Genomic DNA, 18,865 nt, shown 5'->3' with positions numbered 1-18,865 from the left:
ACGTCATGCAGGCGCGGCGATGTCCCGGATGGTCTGTACGCCCGATAGGGGCGTGCGGACCACTCCGCAACATCCGTGCACTCGACTTCGGAAACTGACACCTGCTCACTGGCCGGGAACGGTGTGGAATCCCGGGCGCGAGGTGCGGTGGAGCTGTGGGATCGTGGAGGCTTTGACGCCACGTCCTGCCCGCCGCACCCGGGGGATTTGTCATGGAATTTCGGATTATGGGGGCATTGTCGGTACACGACGGCGCCGAGGATCGCACCCCCACCGCTCCGAAGCACCGTGATCTGCTGGCGATGTTCGTGCTCAACGCCCGCCGCCCGCTCACCGTCGAGCGGCTGCGACAGCTGCTGTGGCCGCTGGAGGAGGGCGACCGGTCAGACTCGCTGATCCGCGGCTACATCGGGCGGCTCCGGCAGCAGATCGGCAAGGACGTCATCACCACCGTGTCCGGCACGTACACGCTGGCCATCAACGACGATCAGCTCGATGTCGGTCGCTTCCGCCGACTCATTCAGGAGGGGCTGTCCGGGCGCGACGGCGGGAAGCTGCGGGAGGCGCTGGGCTTGTGGCGCGGGCCGGTTCTGGCGGACGTGGACCCTGACGCGAGGCGCTGGGCCGAGACCGGGCGGCTGCGCGAGGAGCTCGAAGAGCTTCGCCTGCTCGCCCTGGAGCGCCGGATCGAGCTCGATTTGGACGCGGGCCGGCACCGCGAGCTGCTGTCCGAGGTGCGGAGGCTGGTCGCGCAGCACCCGCTCTGGCAGGGTTTCCGCGGCCAGTTCATGCTGGCGCTCTATCGCAGCGGGCGGCGCGTGGAGGCGCTGGCCGCGTACACGGCGCTGCGCGACGAGCTCGACGGTGGGCACGCCATCGAGCCCGACCCCGAGCTGCAGCTGCTCTATCACCGCATGCTGCACGACGACGTCATGCTGCACGTCTCCGCGGGCCCGCCGGTGCTGTTGCCGCGGGACGTCACCCACTTCACCGGCCGCGCCGACCTGCTCGACCAGGTGTTCTCCGGCTTGGTCGTCGTGCACGGCCCGGCCGGGGTGGGCAAGTCGGCGCTCGCCGTACGCGCCGCCTGGCGGCACAGGGAGCGCTTCCCCGACGGGATCCTGTACGCGGACCTGCGCGAGTCCACCCGGCCCGGCGCGATCCTGGAGGATTTCCTGCGCTGGCTCGGCTGCCCGGCCCAAGCGGTACCGGCATCGGAGGGCCAGCGACAGCGGCTGCTGCGCACTTACACCGCCAACCGCCGCATGCTCGTCGTGCTGGACGACGTCGCCGACGAGTCCCAGGTACGGCCGCTGCTCACCTCGTGCCCCACCGTGATCACCAGCCGGTCGGCGCTCGGCGGGCTGACCGGCGCCGTACGGCTGCCGCTGGGCGTCCTGGACGACGACGAGGCCCGTGACCTGCTCGTCAAGCTCATCGGCGAGGAACGGGCGGACGACGGCGGGGTGCGGGAGCTGATGCGGTTCTGCGGCGGGCTGCCCATCGCGCTGCGCATCGCCGGGTCCCGCCTGGCCACCAGACCAGGTTGGACCCCTGGCTATCTCGCGGGCCTGCTGGAGGACGAGTTCGGGCGTCTGGACCGCCTTCACTCGGGCGACCAGACGGTCCGCAGCGTGTACGCGGTCGGCTACGAAGGCCTGCCCACGCCGGCGCGCCGCATGGTGCGCCTGCTGGGCGCGCTGTCGGCCCCCGACGTCGCCGACTGGGCCGCCCAGATCTTCGGCGACCAGGCCGACACGCTCGTGGACGCCGGCCTGCTGGAAGCGCACACCGTGGACGTGGCGGGCCAGGTCCGCTACCGAATGCACGACCTGACCCGGCTCTACGCCCGCGAGCGACTGGTGGAGGAGGAGGGCGTACATGCGGTACGGGGCGCGCTCGCGCGGCTCCAGGCCGTCGTGATCGCCCGGGTGCAGGCATCCCGGTTCCCGCTGGTCTCTGGTGAGCCGACCATGCGCAGCTTCGTGACCAGGGACATCAAGGAGTCGGTCGAGTGGCTCGTCGCCGAGCGCGCGTTCCTCGCCGCCCTGGTCGGCGACCTGTACGGGGCCGGGCTCGACGAGGGCGCGTGGCGGCTCGCGCATCTGCTGGGCCCGTTCCTGGAACGGCGGCGCTTCCTGGACGACTGGCGGCCGGTCGCCGAGACCGGCCTCGCGGCGGCGCGACGCACGGGTGACGCTCGTGCCGAGGCCCTGCTCCTGCGCGACCAGGGCGACCTGTGCCGGGCCGAGGGCCGGTGGGCGGAGGCGCTGGATCTGCTCACCCGGGCGCTTGGGGCGTTCACCAGCCCCGGTACGTCCAGCGGCAAGGAGGCCGCGCAGGTCCGGCGCAGGATCGGCCAGGTGTATCTGGAACAGGGCCGTCTGGACGAAGCAGAACGCCAGCTGACCTCCTCTCTGCACGCCTTCAGCGGCGGGAGGGCCGACGCCGAGGCGCAGCAGGCGCTTGGCGCGGTGTTGCGGCGGGCCGACCGTCCCGACGAGGCGGCCGACCGGCTCGCCGCCGCCGCAGGCTTCTTCGATGCTCTGGGCGACCGGCACCGGCACGCCGACACCCTGCTGGAGCTGGCCGCGACACGGCTGGCGCAGCGGCGGGTGCCCGACGCCAGGGACTGCGCGCAGCGGGCCAGGTCCATCGCGGTACGGCTCGGCGACCGGCTGCTGGACGCGCACGCGCTGCTGGCGCTGGCCCAGGTCAACCGGGCTGAGGGCGACCGCGACTCGGCGCGCAAGCTGGCCGAGGACGCTTTCAAGATCTTCGACGCCATCGCCGACAAACCCGGCAGGACGACCGCGCTGGACCTACTCGCCGCCCTGGTGTGACGACCTGGTGTGACGCCGTCGCCCGCCCCGTACGGGCCCGGCCCGATGATCGTCGCGGTCTCGTCCGATGGCGTGGTGGTGGCGAATCCCGGCAGCGGGTCGTACCGAGGCTACTTCTCGCGCGGGGAGCTGCGCTGGACGGGCCGGGAAACGTACCGCCAGGACGCGGACGCCGTCTGCGCGGCGGGCTGCCCTGACGCCGTGCTGTCCGCGCCCGCGGGCGACGTGCCAACCTGGCGTCACGGCTCGGCGGGGCGGTGGCCGCCGCGTTCGCGGGGAAGGGCGAGCTCGTCACATTGGACGCAGGAGCACGGCCTGGACGTCTCACACTTGGTTGAGCGGATCAGTACCGTATGGGGCATGGTTGCCCCTCTGGCCCCTGAGGATCCTCCGCGTCTGGGTGAGTTCGAGCTGCTGGGCCGGCTCGGTGAGGGCGGCCAGGGGATCGTCTACCTGGCCCGCGATCCAGTTGGGCAGCGGGTGGCGGTGAAGGTGCTGATCAGAGCCGACGCCGAGGCCCGTGCCCGTCTGGCCCGCGAGCTGGCCGCGGTGGAGAGCGTGGCGCCCTTCTGCACCGCCCGTGTGCTCACGGCCGTGCCGGACGGACCGCGTCCGTACGTGGTGAGCGAGTTCGTGGACGGGCCGACGCTGGCGGAACGGGTGCACGAGCATGGCCCCCTGCACGGCGGCGAGCTGGAACGGCTGGCCGTCGGCACCACGACGGCCCTGGCCGCCATCCACGCGGCCGGCGTCGTGCACCGCGACTTCAAACCGAGCAACGTGCTGCTCGGCCCGGACGGTCCCCGGGTGGTCGACTTCGGCATCGCCCGCGCGGACGGTGTCACGACCATGACCAGCGGACTCATCGGCACCCCTGCCTACCTGGCGCCCGAACAGCTGAGCGGCGCCCCCGCCTCACCCGCCTCGGACGTCTTCGCCTGGGCGGGCACCATGGTCTTCGCCGCCACCGGCACCTCCCCGTTCGCCGCCGCGGGCATCGCGGACGTGCTGACCCGCATCGTCACCCACGAACCGGATCTGTCAGCGGTCCCACCACCGCTGCGCGACTCGATCGCCGCCGCCTTGGAGAAGGACCCTTCGCACCGGCCGGCGGCGGGCGAGCTGCTGTCCCGCCTGATCGACCCAGTGTCCGGTGGCCACGGCCGGTCGATCGTGGAGCTCACCAGCCTGGGCAGCCGCCTCGCCGCCGAACCGGCCGACGATCGGGGAACGTCGGACGCGGCCGGCGGTCGGGATCTTGCCGGGGCGGCCGGTCGTGGGGACACCGCGGAACCCATCGGTCGTGGGGGCACAGCGGGACCGGCCGGGGAGCCGACGACCCCGCCCTCCTCGCGGGCCCCGGCGCTCATGGGGTGGACCGCTGGGCGGAGCCGCCGTGCCGCGCTCGCCGTGGCGGCGGCGCTGGTCGCGGTCGTGGTGGGGGCGCTCGCCTGGTTGCGGCCGTTCGGCGGGACGGGGTCCCATGCGTCTTCAGGTACCGGTGAGCCGGACTCCTCGGCCGCCTCACGTCCCGACTCTTCCGCCCCCACCTCCGCCGAGCCCCCATCGGGCTCACCGTCGGGCTCACGGGAGGTCTCGCCCAGCGGGTCGGCGAGTCCGGGTGAGTCGGCGGTCCCGGGAGGGGGGCTGCGGGTGTCCGACACGTTCGGGCGCACGGTCAGCACCGGATTCGGTACGACGGACGACGGGGAGCATCACTGGTCGGTCGGCGTTCCGGCGAGCGGCTACTCGGTGGACGGCAAGAAGGGCCGGATCACGATGCCCCCCGGAGCCGGCTCCAGCGCGTACCTGGACGGGGTGAAGGAGACCAGAACCGACCTCGGCTTCACCTTCGTCAGCGACAAGCCCCCCACCGGCAGCGGCATCTACGTGTCCGCCGTCGGACGCAGGGCCCCGACGGTGGGGGGTTACCGGGCGCACGTGAGCCTGCGGCCCAACGGCAAGGTCCTGTTCCAGCTGATCCGCTCCGAGGCGGGCCGCAGCGAGATCGACCTCGCGCAGCCACTGCGGGTCCCCGGGCTGACCGCGGGCGCGGGCATCGCGCTGCGGGTACGCGTCCAGGTCACCGGCACGTCGCCGACCACGATCCGCGGCAAGGTCTGGGCCATCGGCGCGCCCGAGCCGGACTGGCTGCTCTCCGTCACGGACGCGACCTCCGGACTCCAGGTCCCGGGTGGGGCCGGCGTCCTGACCTTCTTGTCCCGTACGGCCACCGACACCCCCGTCACGGTGACCGTGGACGACCTCGCCCTGACCGCAACCCCGGGGTGAAGTGCCTGGTGACCTCGTGGAACGTGACCGACTCACCGCAAGCCGACAATCCGTTCGGCCCAGAGCAGGCGATCCCGGCGATGCCGAGCCCCCGCGCCAGATGGTGGAGCACCTATCGCTCGCGGGCGGTGAGCAGGTCGAACTCCGAGGTGACCGGTTTGGGGCTGAGGGCGGATGACGAAGCCGGGCCGATGCCGGTGCACCGCTGCTACCGCGAGAGCTGATGTTCCTCGATCGCGGCGGCCAGCTGTCGTACGACAGCCTTGATGTGGGCGGGCTGCAGATGGGTGTAGCCGAGAATGATCGCATTGTCCGGTGTGCCGGTCATTCCGTATCCGAGCACTTGAGGATTGGCGGCTGGGTCATGGCTTTGCGTCCTGGACGGGTGGGGATGTAGCACTGATGCTGTTGGACAGTACTGTCATGATCATCGGCCGACTGGGAGAGCCGTATGAAGACCCGTACCTGGACTCGCCGTGCCGCCGCTTTGGCCGCCAGCCTGGCCGCCGTGCTGGCGCTGGGCATCACTCCTGTGCATGCGGATACCGTGATCCGCAAGCCGCAACAACCATCACCGCAAGGGTCCATGGCGCGGTAAGGCGCGGCGGTACATTGTCCCCCCGTCCGGCAGGACGGGGGGATGCTCCGCCTTCATGGTCACTCGTCCGGCGGCAATTTGACCTGCCGGTATGGCTGCCGCGTCTTGCGGTACTGACCGATGGTCCGCCGCTCGATGTCCACGAGGGTGGTCAGATACTTGTTCGCAACCTGGGCGAAGGTGAGGACTTCAGTCGGCTGGGCCAGTACGGGGCCGCCCTACGACGCCGCGAGTAAACGCCGTCTGCGTCAGGCGGAAGAGATCCTCTAGCTCTCCCCTGAGCTGTTCTGAGTCTCTCGAAGCTTTGCCACAGCCTTTGCGGCAGCGACCCTCGTGAGACCGGATTTGAACTGGCCATAGAAGTTATCGTGCTCCAGCAAAACCATGGTGTTCTTGTCCCGGATGACCACGATGTCGATCGCCATCGTCGGGCCTATGCTCGCGGACGGATCCGTAGAGCGGAGCTTCGATCAGGGGTCGCGGCCCCGGCGCGACTGGAAGCAACCTCTGAGGCTTCGCGCGATGCGTCCACACACACACGAAAACCGCCCCAGCCTGCCGATATTTCGGCAGGCCAGAGGCGGTCTGGTGGAACAGTGGAGGTGGCGGGAATCGAACCCGCGTCCTTCAACGATGACCGACCCGAGCCAGCCTGGCGAGCCGATCTGCCCGTACAGGGCGGGTGTCACCGCCGGTAAGCCGCTTTGTTGCCGACGAACGCCTCGAAGTCTCCGCGGTCGGCCATCGTGGCCACCCCCTCCGGATACGGCACGGTGCACCATGACGGCTCGAAAGGGAGCAGGTCAGCCCCTGCGGATCCAGAAGGCCTCAATGCGGTCGTTCATGAACGAGCCAACCCAGCCTTGGAGGAGGCAGCTGCAAACGCTGTAATTCGACCAGGTCTGCTCATCGCCGCTCCAGTCGACGGTCGATGGCCAGTTGAAGCCGGTGACGACGTTGCAGTGGCTGTAGGAGTTGAAGCCGGAGATGTTGTTCGCCCAGTCGTCCTTGACGATGATGCGGTAGCCGGCGGAGTCGCAGTCTCCGTAGTCGCCATGGATGTGGGTCAGGTTCGGGGGCGAGTTGTTGGCGTTCCAGAACCACTCCATGAGCAGCACAGTCGCAGTCGCGCCGGCCTCGCGCTGGGCTGTGGCGTAGTCGGCGGAGCACGCGGAGGAGCGGATGGGGGACGGCTGGCCTGGAGGTGCCTTGCCGACGACGATCACGCAGTGCTTGGCGGGTGCCGCCGCTTTGAGCGACGAGATCGCCTGGGTCGGCGTGGCGAGGGCGGTCAGTAAGAGGGCCGCAGTGGCGAGCATGGTGAGCAAGCGGCGGGTTCTGGTCATGCTGACTCCGTTCGGGGATCCGAGAATGGCGGAGTCGCGGCTTGTCGGTCGCGACACCCGTTCCAGGGCGGAACAGCCGCTGATCGTCAGAGCTGACTGCCCTCGCGGGCGATCGGGTGGCTCCATCTGAGTGGTGGATCGCCGTGGTCGCATGCCGGCCTCCGACGCCCTGATCGCATGCCTTTCAAGGCTTCTACAGCCCAGGAGGTTCAGGCCAGGCCATCAGCCGGGCATTTGCCGGACATATCGAGACATGGAAGCTCCGTGGCCCCGTCCGACCGAGGTGAGCGTGCGCCGGTTCGTTCCTACGGCTGAGGCTCAGGCCGCCTTCGCTACCGGCCCGGCCATCGGCTGGGGCGAGGTACGGGCTGATCTGGGTGCGATGATCGATGACGAGCTATGCGATCCATTCGACGGGATCGGCTTGTGATCGGGCATGAGCGAGGCGGTCTCGGTCTCCCCTCACCTCACGGTTCGCTGAGACGAGCCCGCCATCGCACCAGGTGAACCACGGAGGCCTCTGTTGATCGCGACGATCTTCGGTTCGGTCAGCTGGTCGATGACGGACTCGATGCCTTCGCGACCGATGCCGGATCGCTTGAAGCCGCCGAAAGGCATGGCGTCGATCCGGAAGTCCGAGCTGGAGTTGATCAGCACGGCGCCGACGGTGAGCGCGTCCGCGATGGCCAAGGCCCGGTCCATGTCGTGGGTGAACACCCCGGCTTGCAGACCGGTGTCGACGGCGTTCGCCGAGACGATGGCCTCTCGCAGATCGGAGAACGGGTCGAGCAGCACCGCCGGGCCGAATACCTCGTCGACGCGGATCCGTGCGTCGTCCGGCACGTCGGTGAGCACCGCGGGTGTCACGAAGCTCCCCTTGCGGGCGCCGCCGGTGTGGAGGGTCGCACCGGCGGCGACGGCCTCGTCGATCCAGGCGGCGACGCGCTGGGCTTCGGCCTCGGTGACCAGCGGGCCGACGTCGGTGGCCGGGTCATGCTTGGTGCCGACGACGAGGGCGGCGGTGGCGCGTACGACCCTCTCCAGCACTTCGGGGTAGAGCTCCGCTTCGACGAAGACGCGCTGCACCGAAAGGCAGTTCTGGCCCGCGACCCCGAACGCGCCGTCGACGACCGCGGCGGCGACGGCGGCCGGGTCGGCGTCGGCGCAGGCGATCAGGGCGTTGTTGCCGCCGAGTTCCATGATGAGTTTGCGGGCCGGCCCCCCTTGTGCGATGCGGTCGGCGGTGCGCGGGCCGCCTGTGAAGGAGACCACGTCCACCCGCGGGTCGGCCACCAGCGCCTGCCCGGCGCGGACACCGGGTACGGCGGCCAGGTATTCGCCGGGTACGCCGTTGTCCAGGAACAGTTCGACGAGTGCCAGCGCGGTCAGCGGTGTCGCCGGGGCGGGCTTGAGCACCACGGCGTTGCCGGCGAGAAGCGCCGGTCCGAGCTTGTGCGCGACCAGGTTGAGCGGGTCGTTGAACGGGGTGATCGTGGCGACGACGCCGACCGGTTCACGGGTGTACCAGCCGGTCCATCCCAGGCCGCGTGGGGTGTTGTCGAACGGGACGGTGCGACCGGTGAGCGCAGTCGCGGCCTGGGCGGTGAGCCGCAGTGTTTCGATCGCGCGCCCGACTTCGGCGCGGGCTTCGGTGATGGTCTTGCAGCCCTCGGTGGCGATGATCGTGGCGAACCGGTCCGCCGACGCGGCGAGGGCGGCCGCCGTACCTTCGACGGCGGCACGTCGTTCCCATAGCGGCCAGGTCAGACGGCGCTGTCCCTGGGACACGTAGGCGACGGCGCGCCGGACCTCGGCATCCGTGGCGTCCATCACGGTCCCCACGTACGCCCCGTCTTCCGGGTCGTGCACGGACATCCGCTGGTCACCGTCGCGCCAGGCGCCTTCCCAGAAGCCGCCGGCCGGTGGCTGCCACACCTGTCTGCTGTGCGAAAGGCTGCCGTGCGAAAGGGTGCTGTGCGAAACGCTGTCGTGCGAAACGCTGCTGTGCGAAACCTGCGGGCTCATCGGTTGGGGGACTCCTCGCTCGCCAGTGTCGTTCGCGCTGTTTCCCAGCGGTGGCACCGCACCTGGTGTCCCGGGGCGATCTCCCGCAGTTCTGGTGCCGCCGACCGGCATTCGGGTGTCGCCAGGGGGCATCGAGGGTGGAAGCGGCATCCGCTGGGCGGGTGGATGGGTGAGGGCGGCTCGCCGGTGACGGTGGCCGGGGGCTGCTTTCCGGTGGTCGTCGCGGCTCCGGCGGCGAGCAGCGCGAGGGTGTAGGGGTGGCACGATCGCTCGTAGATGTCGTCGCGATCGGCGATCTCCACGATCTGCCCCAGGTACATCACCGCGACACGGTCGCCGAGGTAACGCACCACCCGTAGGTCGTGCGAGATCACGATCATGGCGAGCCCGTGTTCGCCCTGGAGCCTGCGCAGCAGGTTGAGGATCCGCGCCTGTACGGAGGCGTCGAGCGCGGAGGTCGGTTCGTCGCAGATCAGCAGTTTCGGTCTGAGCAGCAGCGCGCGGGCGATGACCACCCGTTGCAGCTGTCCGCCGGAGCATTCGCCCGGATAGCGGTGAAGGTAGCTGTCGTCGAGCCCGACCTCCGCGAGCGCGTCGGAGACCGCTTGCGCGCGTTCTTTCTTGCCGCCGATGCGATGCTGCGCGAGTACGGCCGTCAGGCTGACACCCAGGGTCATGCGGGGGTCCATCGCGGCATGCGGATCCTGGAAGATCAGTTGGGCGGTGCGGGCGAGCTGCTTGCGTGGCGGTCGCGGGCCGAGGCCGTCGATCGACACCTGCCCGGAGGTCGTGGGGGTCAGGCCGAGGATGACCCTGGCCAGGGTGCTCTTGCCGGAGCCCGACTCGCCCACCAGCCCGAACACCTCGCCGGAGTCGATGCGGAGGTTGATCCCGTCGAGGGAGTGCACGTGCTCGCGGCGGCGCAGGCCCTGGCGGGGGAGGGGGAAGTGTTTGACCGCGTCGTCGACGACCAGCAGCTGGCTGCTCATGCGGGCTCCTTGACCTGGGTGGGCATGCCGATCCAGCACCTCGTGGCGTGACTCTGTGTCGCCAGGGCCGGCTCGGCGGCGGCGCACTGGTGCTCGATGTGGGCGTCGTGGGTGGCGGTGCAGCGGGGGCGGAACCGGCAGCCGGAGGTGATCCGCAGGGCCGAGTCGGCATGACCGGGGATGGAGCACAGCTCACCCGAGGGGCCGGGCCGCAGCAGGGAACACTCGATCAGCGCGCGGGTGTAGGGGTGCCGCGGTGCGGTGAGAACCTCGCCGGCCGGTCCCTGCTCGACGATCCGGCCGGCGTACATGACCGCGATCCGGTCGGCGATCGAGGAGACGACCCCGAGGTCGTGCGAGATGAACAGGATCGACATGCCGAGTTCGGCCTTCTTGGCGGCGAGCAGCCGCAGGATCTGTGCCTCCACGGTGACGTCAAGCGCGGTGGTCGGCTCGTCGGCGATGAGCAGGCGGGGCTGCCCGGCCAGAGCGGCGGCGATCATCACCCGCTGTGCGAGGCCACCGGAGAGCTGGTGGGCGTAGGAGCGGGCGCGCCGCTCCGGCTCGGGGACACCGACGTCCCGCAGCAGTTCGACGGTCGCCTGGCGGGCCGCGGCCCGGTTCATGCCACGGAATCGGCGCAGCGGTTCGGCGACCTGGGCGCCCACCGTCGAGGTCGGGTCGAGCATGTGCTTGGGCTGCTGGAACAGCATGCCGATGTGCCCGCCGCGGATCTGGTCCATCCTCCGATCGGTCGCGCCCAGGAGGTCGACGCCGTCGAGGGTCATCAGGTCGGCGCCGGCGGTGAGCGGCCGGGGCAGCAGGCGTACCAGTGACATCGCGGTCAGGCTCTTGCCGGAGCCCGATTCGCCGACGAGGGCGAGGACCTCGCCTTCGCCCATGGACAGTGATACGCCATCGACGATCGTCTCCGCCGGACGGGAGCCGGCGTGGACGGCGAGGTTCTCGACGGTGAGCAGTTCCGCCACGAGGTTCTCCTTCGCGTGGTGGGGTCAGACCGGGGGAACCGGGCTGTTGTCGCGATGGTCCCGCAGCGTGATCATCGCGTCGCCGAAATGCCGGTTGAGCGCGTCGAACAGGGCGGCGTGGTCGCCGGAGGTGAGCAGCTTGAGCAACTGCTCGTGCTCCTCGACGAGATCCGTGCGGCCCTTGTAGGTGGCCACGAGCAGGTTGAGCCCGAGCCGGGTCTGGTCGGCCAGTGAGGCGTACATCGCCGACAGCCGCTCACTCCGGGCGGCGTCCACGATGGCCTGGTGGAAGCCGAGGTCGGCCGCGGAGACCCGCTGCCAGTCCTGGCGCGCCACGGCCAGCGCCAGCAGCCGCACCGCCTGTTCGAGGGTGGCGATCAGCGCCGCCGGCGTGCCCCGGGCGGTCAGCCGCTCCATCGCCGCGCGTTCGATGGCGGCCCGCGCGAAGTAGAGGTCCTCCAGGTCGTCGTCGGTCAGGACCCGGACCGTGATGCCCTTGTGCGGCGAGGCGACCAGCAATCCCTCCTGCGCCAGTCGTTGCAGCGCCTCGCGGACCGGGCCACGGCTGGTGGCGAACCCCGCGGCGATCTCCACTTCGTTCATCTGACTGCCGGGAGGGTACCCGCCGCTGATGATCCGTTCCCTGATCTGGGACGTCACCACGGCGGAGAGGGTGCGCTTGGGAACGTGCGGTTCGGCCCTGCGCCTGGGTTCGCTCACGATCCCCCCTTCCGTGGCGCCGCGAGCGCAACGCTGTCGTGCCTGTCGGTTGGCTGGCTCACGATTGCTCCTTCGCGATCTTTGGTGTACCGGCCTGTTCACCCACGCTGGTTCCTCCTGGCGTTGAGGCCTTGGCCGATGAGTGTGACGCTCAATGCCGTCACGAAGATGGCCAGGCCAGGGTAAATGATCAAGCCAGGCGTTTTCGTGAGGTACGGCTGCGCGTTCGCGAGCATGGATCCCCAGTCCGCGTCCGGTGGCTGAATGCCGAGACCGAGGTAGGACAGGGCGCCCACGGTGATCAGTTTGTGCCCGAACCGGACCGCGGCGTGCGCCAGCAGCGGGCTCAGCGCGTTCGGCAGGATGTGCCGGAACATGATGAACGACGAGGAGCAGCCCAGCGCCCGCGCGGCCTCGATGTAGTCGTGGGAGCCGATCTCGAGGGCGACGCTGCGGGCCAGCCGGGCGAACGGGGTCCAGCCGCCGATGACCAGGGCCAGGATCAGGGTGCCGTAGTTCGTGCCCAGGACGGCCACGAGGAACAGCGCGACGATGATCTCGGGAAAGGCCAGCAGCACATCGGTGAGCCGCATGACGAACTCGTCGAACTTACCGCCCCGCCGCGCGCAGACGATGCCGACCAGGGTGCCGCTCACCGCGCAGATCAGCAGAGTGATGGCGGCGATCGACACCGAGAACCGGCCACCGTCCATCAGCCGGCTCAGCACGTCCCTTCCGAGGTGGTCGCTGCCGAGCAGGTGCGTGGCGCCGCTCGGCGCCAGCCGGTCGGCCAGGTTCTGGGCCGCCGGGTCGTGCGGCATGATCCACGGCGTCAGGATGAGCGTGATCAGGATGAGCCCGAAGAGCGCGGCTCCGACAAGGAGACTGGGTGGCCAGGCCCGCAGGCCGGTCCGGCCACGCCCGCGCTCCGCACCGGTCGCCGGGGCGTCGTTCGGCGCCTCGCTGGTGAGATGATCGTCAAGCAGAGACATGCGCGGCCCTCACCGTGGGATTGATGAGTGTGTACCCCAGATCGGTCAGCGTCGTGATGAGGACGGCCAACCCGACCAGGCTGATGACTCCGGCCTGGATGGTGGGGACATCGTTGTTGATGACCGACTCATAGAGCAGGCGGCCCATGCCGGGGATCGAGAAGATCACCTCGACCACCACCGAGCCGCCGAGCAGGCCGGCCAGCCACACCGAGAACAAGGTGATCACCGGCAGCAGCGCGTTGCGTACGCCATGCCGGATCATCGTCGCGCCGAACGTCAGTCCGCGCGCTCGCGCGGCGGTGATGTGGGGCGATTCCAACACGTCGATCATCGAGGCCCTGGTCACCTGAGTGAAGTAGCTCATCGGGCGCAGCGCGAGAGTGAGGCAGGGCAGGACCATCGACGCAGGACCCCGCCACCCCGCCGACGGCAGCGCGCCGAGCTGGAGCGCGAAGATCAGGATCAGCACCGGCGCCAGCCAGTACTCCGGGATCGCGACGAACCCCTGGGTGATCGAGGTGATGGCGGTGTCGGTGGGTCTGCCACGCTTGACCGCGGCCAGCGAGCCGAACAACAGCGCGGCCACCAGCGCGATCAGGAGTGAGGTGATGGCGAGAGCGGTCGTCACCGCCAGCGCGCTGCCGATCATCTCGGTGACCGGGGAACGGCTGGTGTAGGACAGGCCGAGATCTCCACGCAGCGCCTTGACGAGCCAGTCCCAGAACTGCGTCAGCAGCGGCCGGTCGAGGCCGTACGAGCGACGCAGGTTCGCCAGCGTGACCGGGTCGACGTTGAGGTCGCGCACCCGGCCGCGCAGGATCTTCCGTACGGGATCGCCCGGCGTGAGATAGGGGATCAGGAAGACCACGAACGACGCGATCACCAGCGTGCCGACGAGTACGGCCAGCCGTCTGATCAAGAAGAACATCGTATGCCTGCCCTTTCCATAGCCGTCCCCGATGGAGGTTGGTCAGCGGACGAGGTCGAGGAACTTGTAGTAGGCGCCGACCGGCGGCAGGAACCACGGCGGGCCGAAGTGCCCGGGAACGGCGCGGAACGGGAGGTCCTGCCACGGGTTGGCGGCCGGTTCCCCGCCCAGCACCTGGGCCAGCACTTTGCCCATGTGCGTGGCCATCTGCACGCCGTGGCCGCTGTAGCCGACGGAGTAGAACAGGCCGTCACGTTCCCCGGCGTGCACCATCTGGTCCAGCGACATGTCCACGAGGCCGCCCCAGCAGTAGTCGACCCGCGCGCCGGCCAGTTGCGGGAAGACGGTCGTCATCGCACGTCGCAGGATTCGCCCGCTCTTGATGTCGGAAGCGGGAGCCGACAGCGCGAACCGGGCGCGACCGCCGAAGAGCAGCCGGTTGTCGGGAGTGATCCGGAAATAGTAGAGCAGGTTCTTGCTGTCGGAGGCGACGCGCCGGTGCGGCAGCAGTTCGTCCACGACGCTCTGGTCGAGCGGTTCGGTGACGATGATGAAGCTGCCGATCGGCACGATCCGCCGGCGTAGCCACGGGGTCAGGCCGCTGGTGTAGCCGCTGGTGGCGATCACCACCTGGTCGCCGCGTACGGTGCCGAGTTCGGTGTGCACGTCGTGCTGGTGGCCGGAGCGCCGGGTCAGTCCGGTGACCTGGCACTCCTCGTGGATGGACACGCCGTTCGTCGACACGGCCGCCGCCAGTCCGGCCGTCAGCCGTCCCACGTGGACGCCCGCGCCGAGGGGATCGACCATCGCGCCGTGGTAGTGGTCGCTGCCGATCTCCTCACGGATGCGCGCGGGCGGTACGAGCCGCACATCCTGCCCGGCCAGCTCGCGCATCAGCGCGGCCGAGGCCTGGAAGCTCTGGTAGTGCGCGGGTTTGCTGGCCAGTGTCAGCCGCCCGGTCCGGCTGAAGGAGCAGTCGATCCCCTCACTTGTCACGACGTCTTCGAGGGTGTCGATCGCGTCGTTGTAGCTGCGGAACATCGCGGTGGCGCGGGCCGTTCCGTACCGTTTCACCCCGGCGCCGAAGGAGATCGCCAGTCCCGGGGTGGCCATTCCGCCGTTGCGGCCGGAGGCGCCCCAGCCGACGGTGTGCGCCTCCAGCAGCGCGACCTGCGCGCCCTGGCGGGACAGGTGCAAGGCGGTCGACAGGCCGGTGAGACCTGCGCCCACGATGACGACGTCCGCGCGTGCCGGTAGTTCGGTGCGGCGGAAGTCGCCGGCCGGCTTGGCGGTGTCCAGCCAGTAGGAAACGAGCTTCACGTGTCCTCCCAGTCGTTGGACTACAGGCCGAGCAGCGGCGGGACGCCGGTGAGATCGGAGGTCTCGGCGTATTCGTAGAAGGGGACGGACGGGTCGTAGCCGCGATTGACGTAGACCTTGTGCTTGATCCGCAGCTCGTGCGCCGGGATGAGGTCGTACCAGATGTGTGAGGACACGTGCAGGATCTCCTGCGGCTCCACGTCCAGTTGGTCGAGCATGTAGTCGAAAGCCGCGAACCGCGGTTTGTACGCGCGGGCCTGCTCGGCGGTGAACACCCGGTGGAACGGCGCGCCGAGCTGCCTGACGTTGTTCTCCAGCATGCCGTCGGTGGCGTTGGACAGGATGACCAGCGGGTAGGCCGACGCGAGCTTGGCCAGTGCTTCCGGCACATCGGGGTGCGGCCCCCACGAGCCGGCTGCGGCGATGATCGTGTCCGCGTCCGACTGCCGGAACTGGATGCGCCACCGGTTGCAGGCCCGCTGCCAGGAGTCCCGCAGGACCTCGGGGTAGAGCTTGAACGGCCCGAGCACCTCGTCCATCCGGTAGGCGCGGAAGTCCTTCAGGAAGGTGGGGACATCTTCAGGTGCGACGCGGTCCTCGATCAGCGGCAGCACGGTCGGCGTCATCTGGAAGTGGGTCAGCGTTCCGTAGCAGTCGAAAGTGATGTATTTCGGGGTAAAGCCCAGCAAGTCCATGTAATTCCCTCCGTTACTGCTTGGCGACGGTCACAGCGGTGGTGATCGCGTATCGAGCGAGTGGGTCGTCGGTGAAACCCTTCACATCGGAGCGGTACGCGGCATGTGTCTGCTCGTGCACCTGGAAGACGGTGACCGCGTTCTCTTCGAGGTAGCGCGCGACCTCGGCGTAGACGGCGTTGCGCTCGGTGGCGTCGGCCATGGCGTTCGCCGAGGCGATCTTCTTGTCGATGGCCGGGTCGCAGAAGCGGCTGATGTTGAAGCCGCCGTCGCAGGTGTAGTCCGAGGACAGGAAGCCATTGGGGTCGGCGATGTCGACCAGATGGTTGCGCGACAGCAACGTGAGGTCGTAGTCGCCGGACATGAGCTGGGGCTCGATCCCGGCGTAGTCGCTGCTCTTCACCTTGACCTCGATGCCGATCGCCTTGAGGTTGGCCTGGATCACGGTGGCGAGGTCGGCGAACTCGGGCCGTTCGGTGTAGGCCAGCAGCGTCAGCTTGAGTTTGCCGGGGGCGTACCCGGCCTCGGCGAGCAGGGCCTTGGCCTGGTCGAGGTTCTGCGCCACGGGCTGCACGCCCTTGGGCGCCCACGGCTCGGTGGGCGAGAACGGGCCGATCGCGGGCTCCGCGCCGTTGTTGTAGACGCTCTTGGCGATGGCGTTGAGATCGAGGGCGGCCTGTACGGCCTTGCGCAGCGCGGCCTTGTTGAACGGGGCACGTGAGTTGTTGAAGTACAGCCCGGTCGTGCGCGGCGTGAACGTCTCGCTGACCACGAGATCCTTGTCGTTCTTCAGCGCGGCCACGCTGGTGGCCGGGATGCCCAGCGCGATCTGGGATTCTCCGGTCTGGACCTGGGTCGCCCGGGTCGCGCCTTCGGCGATGAACCTGGCCTCGACCTTGGCCAGCGGGACCTGCCCACCCCAGTAGGTCGTGTTGCGCTCCATCGAGATCGACTGACCGGTGGCCTCGGAAATCGGCTTGTAGGGCCCCGTGCAGTGCCCGATCGGCTTGATGCCCGAGGCGGTGTAGGCGGCCGGCGCCAGAATGCCGGTGTTGGCGCTGGCCAGCCGGAACGGCAGCAGGGCGCTCGGTTTGGGGGTGGTGATCCGGACGGTCGAGGCATTGAGCGCGGTGACCGACGAGACGACCGTCTTGTTGAACGCCCGCGGCGGCGCCTCGACCGTGAGCACATGCTGCAGCCCCTTGACGACGGCATCGGCCGTCAGAGCGGTGCCGTCCTGGAACTTGACGTTCTCGCGCAGGGTGAAGTCCCACGTGGTGGGGTTGCTCTGCGTCCACTTGGTGGCCAGCAGCGGCTTGAGCTCGCCGGCCTTGTTGTCATAGGTGAGCAGGGTTTCCAGGCAACCGATCTGGCTGAGCACCAGGGCGTCGTCGGTTTCGAGGGCGTAGTTGGCGCGTGGGGAGAACTGGAGGCTGATCACCACGTTCTGGTCCGCGCCGGCCGGGGAGTCGTTGTTCGCGAAAGTGCCGCACGCGGTCAGCGTGAGCAGGGCCGAGCAGATCAGGGCGGGGGGGCGAAGGGGGAGTGATCTTTTCATGGCATCCGCCTGGAGAAGGTAAGGGCGGGTAACGAGTTCGGAGCCGCAATGCTCCGGTGGGGCTGTACGAGCCTGAACGATGCCGCACATCATGTGCCTGCCCTTCCAGCGTTGTCAACAACCCCCCCTTTCGCATTGATTGTTGACAACGCACTCGGCAGGTGATCTGGTTCTAGCAATGAATCCCCAGGTCCCTGCTGGGAGAAGCTCGATGCGTGACAGCGGTAGACACCTCCCGACACATTCACGAGCCATCGTTAACAATGTTTTTACGTGCCATCCCCAGCCCTCAGCAGACCGTTGACGAGAGGAGGGGCGCATCGTAATGTTTCACGTGAAATATCACGAGGACGACGGGAAAGCTTGATCACGATGAGCGACGAACATTCGGCCCCGGAAAACGATCACGAGGAACAGCGGCATCACGGGCATGGCCATGGACACGGACATGGGCATGGACACGGACACGGACACGATGACGGGCACCGCGGCGGAGGCCTGCTGGCCAAGCTGAAGCACTTCGTGGTGCCTCATTCTCACGACGCCAACGAAGCCATCCAGTCGGCCGAAGAGACGAGCGGTGAGGGCATTCGCACCGCGTGGATCGGCCTGGCCGGGATGATGGCCACCGCGATCCTGCAGATGGCCATCGTGGCGATCTCCGGCTCGATCGCCCTCCTGGCCGACACGCTGCACAACCTCGGGCATGCGGTCACCACGATTCCGCTGGTCATCGCCTTCCGGATCGGGCGCCGAGTCGCGACCAGCCGCTACAGCTACGGCTACCGGCGCGCCGAGGACCTGGCCGGGGTGCTGATCTCCCTGGTGATCGCCGCCTCGGTGGCGTTGATCATCTGGGAGTCGATCGACGCGCTGATCAACCCGCATCCCTTGACCAACCTGGGCTGGGTGTTCGCCGCCGGAATCGTCGGGGCGGCCGGCAACGAGATCGTGGCCGTCTATCGAATCCGCACCGGTCGCAAGATCGGGTCCGCCGCCCTGATCGCCGAGGGGCAGCATGCTCGGGCGGACGGGCTCACCTCGATCGCCGTGGTGGTCGGCGTGGTCGGCGTGTGGTTCGGCCTCGAACGGGCGGACGCGATCGTCGGACTGATCATCGGAGTGGTGATCATGGGAATTCTGATCAGCTCGATGCGAACGGTGTTCCGCCGGCTGATGGACGGCATCGAACCCGGCGTCATCGAGGCGATGACCACGACCGCCGCCTCGGTCGAGGGCGTCGTGGCGGTGGACCGGATCCGGGCCCGCTGGAGCGGGCACCGCATGGAAGCCGACGCCGACATCGCCGTCGCGGTCACCCTCACCGTCGTCGAAGGACACCGCGTCGCCGACCAGGTCGAGCACGCCCTGCTGCACGCCCATCCACACCTGGAATCGGTCGTGGTGCACCTCCACCCGGTCGTCGACGGCAAGAGACCGGAGGACCTGCACGAGCTCTCCGGCCACCACGCCAGCGCCGAAGCGCGCGCGGCCTACCGGGCGAAGCAGGCCGCGAGTCTGTAGTGCTTCGCCGGCTCACTCTCCCACCGCCAGAACCGGAGCCCCG

At 69.1% G+C, this 18,865-nt stretch carries 16 protein-coding genes; 5 read left to right on the top strand and 11 right to left on the bottom strand.

Annotated elements, in window-relative coordinates; all coding sequences use genetic code 11:
* Positions 1-212: 212 nt before the first annotated feature.
* The 4 genes from ACGFNP_RS22255 to ACGFNP_RS22240 all read left to right on the top strand — a co-directional run bounded on the left by ACGFNP_RS22255 (position 213) and on the right by ACGFNP_RS22240 (position 5,733).
* The gene (locus tag ACGFNP_RS22255) at positions 213-2,843 is read left to right on the top strand and encodes a BTAD domain-containing putative transcriptional regulator (protein ID WP_358339985.1); all 2,631 of its coding nucleotides are present in this window, start codon (positions 213-215) and stop codon (positions 2,841-2,843) included.
* Between the two features lie 360 nt (positions 2,844-3,203).
* A complete protein-coding gene (locus tag ACGFNP_RS22250; protein ID WP_358339984.1) occupies positions 3,204-5,135 on the top strand; it encodes a protein kinase in 1,932 nt (643 codons plus the stop codon).
* An 8-nt stretch (positions 5,136-5,143) separates the two neighbouring features.
* Complete coding sequence (locus tag ACGFNP_RS22245) at positions 5,144-5,359, top strand: hypothetical protein (RefSeq protein ID WP_358339982.1); 216 nt, start codon at positions 5,144-5,146, stop codon at positions 5,357-5,359.
* Between the two features lie 227 nt (positions 5,360-5,586).
* Positions 5,587-5,733, top strand: coding sequence for a hypothetical protein (locus ACGFNP_RS22240; protein WP_358335969.1), 147 nt, complete (start codon positions 5,587-5,589; stop codon positions 5,731-5,733).
* A gap of 266 nt (positions 5,734-5,999) precedes the next feature.
* Here ACGFNP_RS22240 and ACGFNP_RS22235 read toward each other — a convergent pair whose 3' ends face one another.
* From ACGFNP_RS22235 to ACGFNP_RS22185, 11 genes are all read right to left on the bottom strand, one after another.
* Positions 6,000-6,158: a hypothetical protein gene (locus ACGFNP_RS22235; RefSeq protein ID WP_358339980.1), complete on the bottom strand. Its 159-nt coding sequence runs from the start codon at positions 6,156-6,158 to the stop codon at positions 6,000-6,002.
* A gap of 378 nt (positions 6,159-6,536) precedes the next feature.
* Complete coding sequence (locus ACGFNP_RS22230; protein WP_393321412.1) at positions 6,537-7,079, bottom strand: hypothetical protein; 543 nt, start codon at positions 7,077-7,079, stop codon at positions 6,537-6,539.
* A 462-nt stretch (positions 7,080-7,541) separates the two neighbouring features.
* On the bottom strand, positions 7,542-9,014 hold the full coding sequence (locus ACGFNP_RS22225; protein WP_393321409.1) for an aldehyde dehydrogenase family protein: 1,473 nt from the start codon (positions 9,012-9,014) through the stop codon (positions 7,542-7,544).
* 86 nt (positions 9,015-9,100) lie between these two features.
* On the bottom strand, positions 9,101-10,093 hold the full coding sequence (locus ACGFNP_RS22220) for an ABC transporter ATP-binding protein (RefSeq protein ID WP_358339975.1): 993 nt from the start codon (positions 10,091-10,093) through the stop codon (positions 9,101-9,103).
* The gene (locus tag ACGFNP_RS22215) at positions 10,090-11,082 is read right to left on the bottom strand and encodes an ABC transporter ATP-binding protein (RefSeq protein ID WP_393321406.1); all 993 of its coding nucleotides are present in this window, start codon (positions 11,080-11,082) and stop codon (positions 10,090-10,092) included. The genes ACGFNP_RS22220 and ACGFNP_RS22215 overlap by 4 nt, the downstream gene beginning before the upstream one ends.
* Before the next feature lie 24 nt (positions 11,083-11,106).
* A complete protein-coding gene (locus ACGFNP_RS22210) occupies positions 11,107-11,802 on the bottom strand; it encodes a GntR family transcriptional regulator (protein ID WP_219538204.1) in 696 nt (231 codons plus the stop codon).
* A gap of 98 nt (positions 11,803-11,900) precedes the next feature.
* Positions 11,901-12,794, bottom strand: a complete 894-nt coding sequence (locus ACGFNP_RS22205; protein ID WP_358339971.1) for an ABC transporter permease — start codon at positions 12,792-12,794, stop codon at positions 11,901-11,903.
* Positions 12,781-13,716: an ABC transporter permease gene (locus tag ACGFNP_RS22200; protein WP_393321402.1), complete on the bottom strand. Its 936-nt coding sequence runs from the start codon at positions 13,714-13,716 to the stop codon at positions 12,781-12,783. The genes ACGFNP_RS22205 and ACGFNP_RS22200 overlap by 14 nt, the downstream gene beginning before the upstream one ends.
* 51 nt (positions 13,717-13,767) lie before the next feature.
* The gene (locus ACGFNP_RS22195; protein ID WP_358339967.1) at positions 13,768-15,045 is read right to left on the bottom strand and encodes an FAD-binding oxidoreductase; all 1,278 of its coding nucleotides are present in this window, start codon (positions 15,043-15,045) and stop codon (positions 13,768-13,770) included.
* Positions 15,046-15,065: 20 nt separating this feature from the next.
* Positions 15,066-15,740, bottom strand: coding sequence for a haloacid dehalogenase type II (locus ACGFNP_RS22190; protein WP_358339965.1), 675 nt, complete (start codon positions 15,738-15,740; stop codon positions 15,066-15,068).
* A 13-nt stretch (positions 15,741-15,753) separates the two neighbouring features.
* Positions 15,754-17,298, bottom strand: coding sequence for an ABC transporter substrate-binding protein (locus tag ACGFNP_RS22185; RefSeq protein ID WP_393321398.1), 1,545 nt, complete (start codon positions 17,296-17,298; stop codon positions 15,754-15,756).
* Positions 17,299-17,820: 522 nt separating this feature from the next.
* Here ACGFNP_RS22185 and ACGFNP_RS22180 point away from each other — a divergent pair.
* A complete protein-coding gene (locus tag ACGFNP_RS22180; protein WP_393321395.1) occupies positions 17,821-18,822 on the top strand; it encodes a cation diffusion facilitator family transporter in 1,002 nt (333 codons plus the stop codon).
* The last annotated feature ends 43 nt before the right edge of the window (positions 18,823-18,865 follow it).

The sequence above is a fragment of the Nonomuraea sp. NPDC049269 genome (assembly GCF_043197155.1).
Lineage (GTDB): Bacteria > Actinomycetota > Actinomycetes > Streptosporangiales > Streptosporangiaceae > Nonomuraea.
Note: the sequence above shows the minus strand (reverse complement) of the source record. Positions and strands in the feature narration are given on the sequence as shown.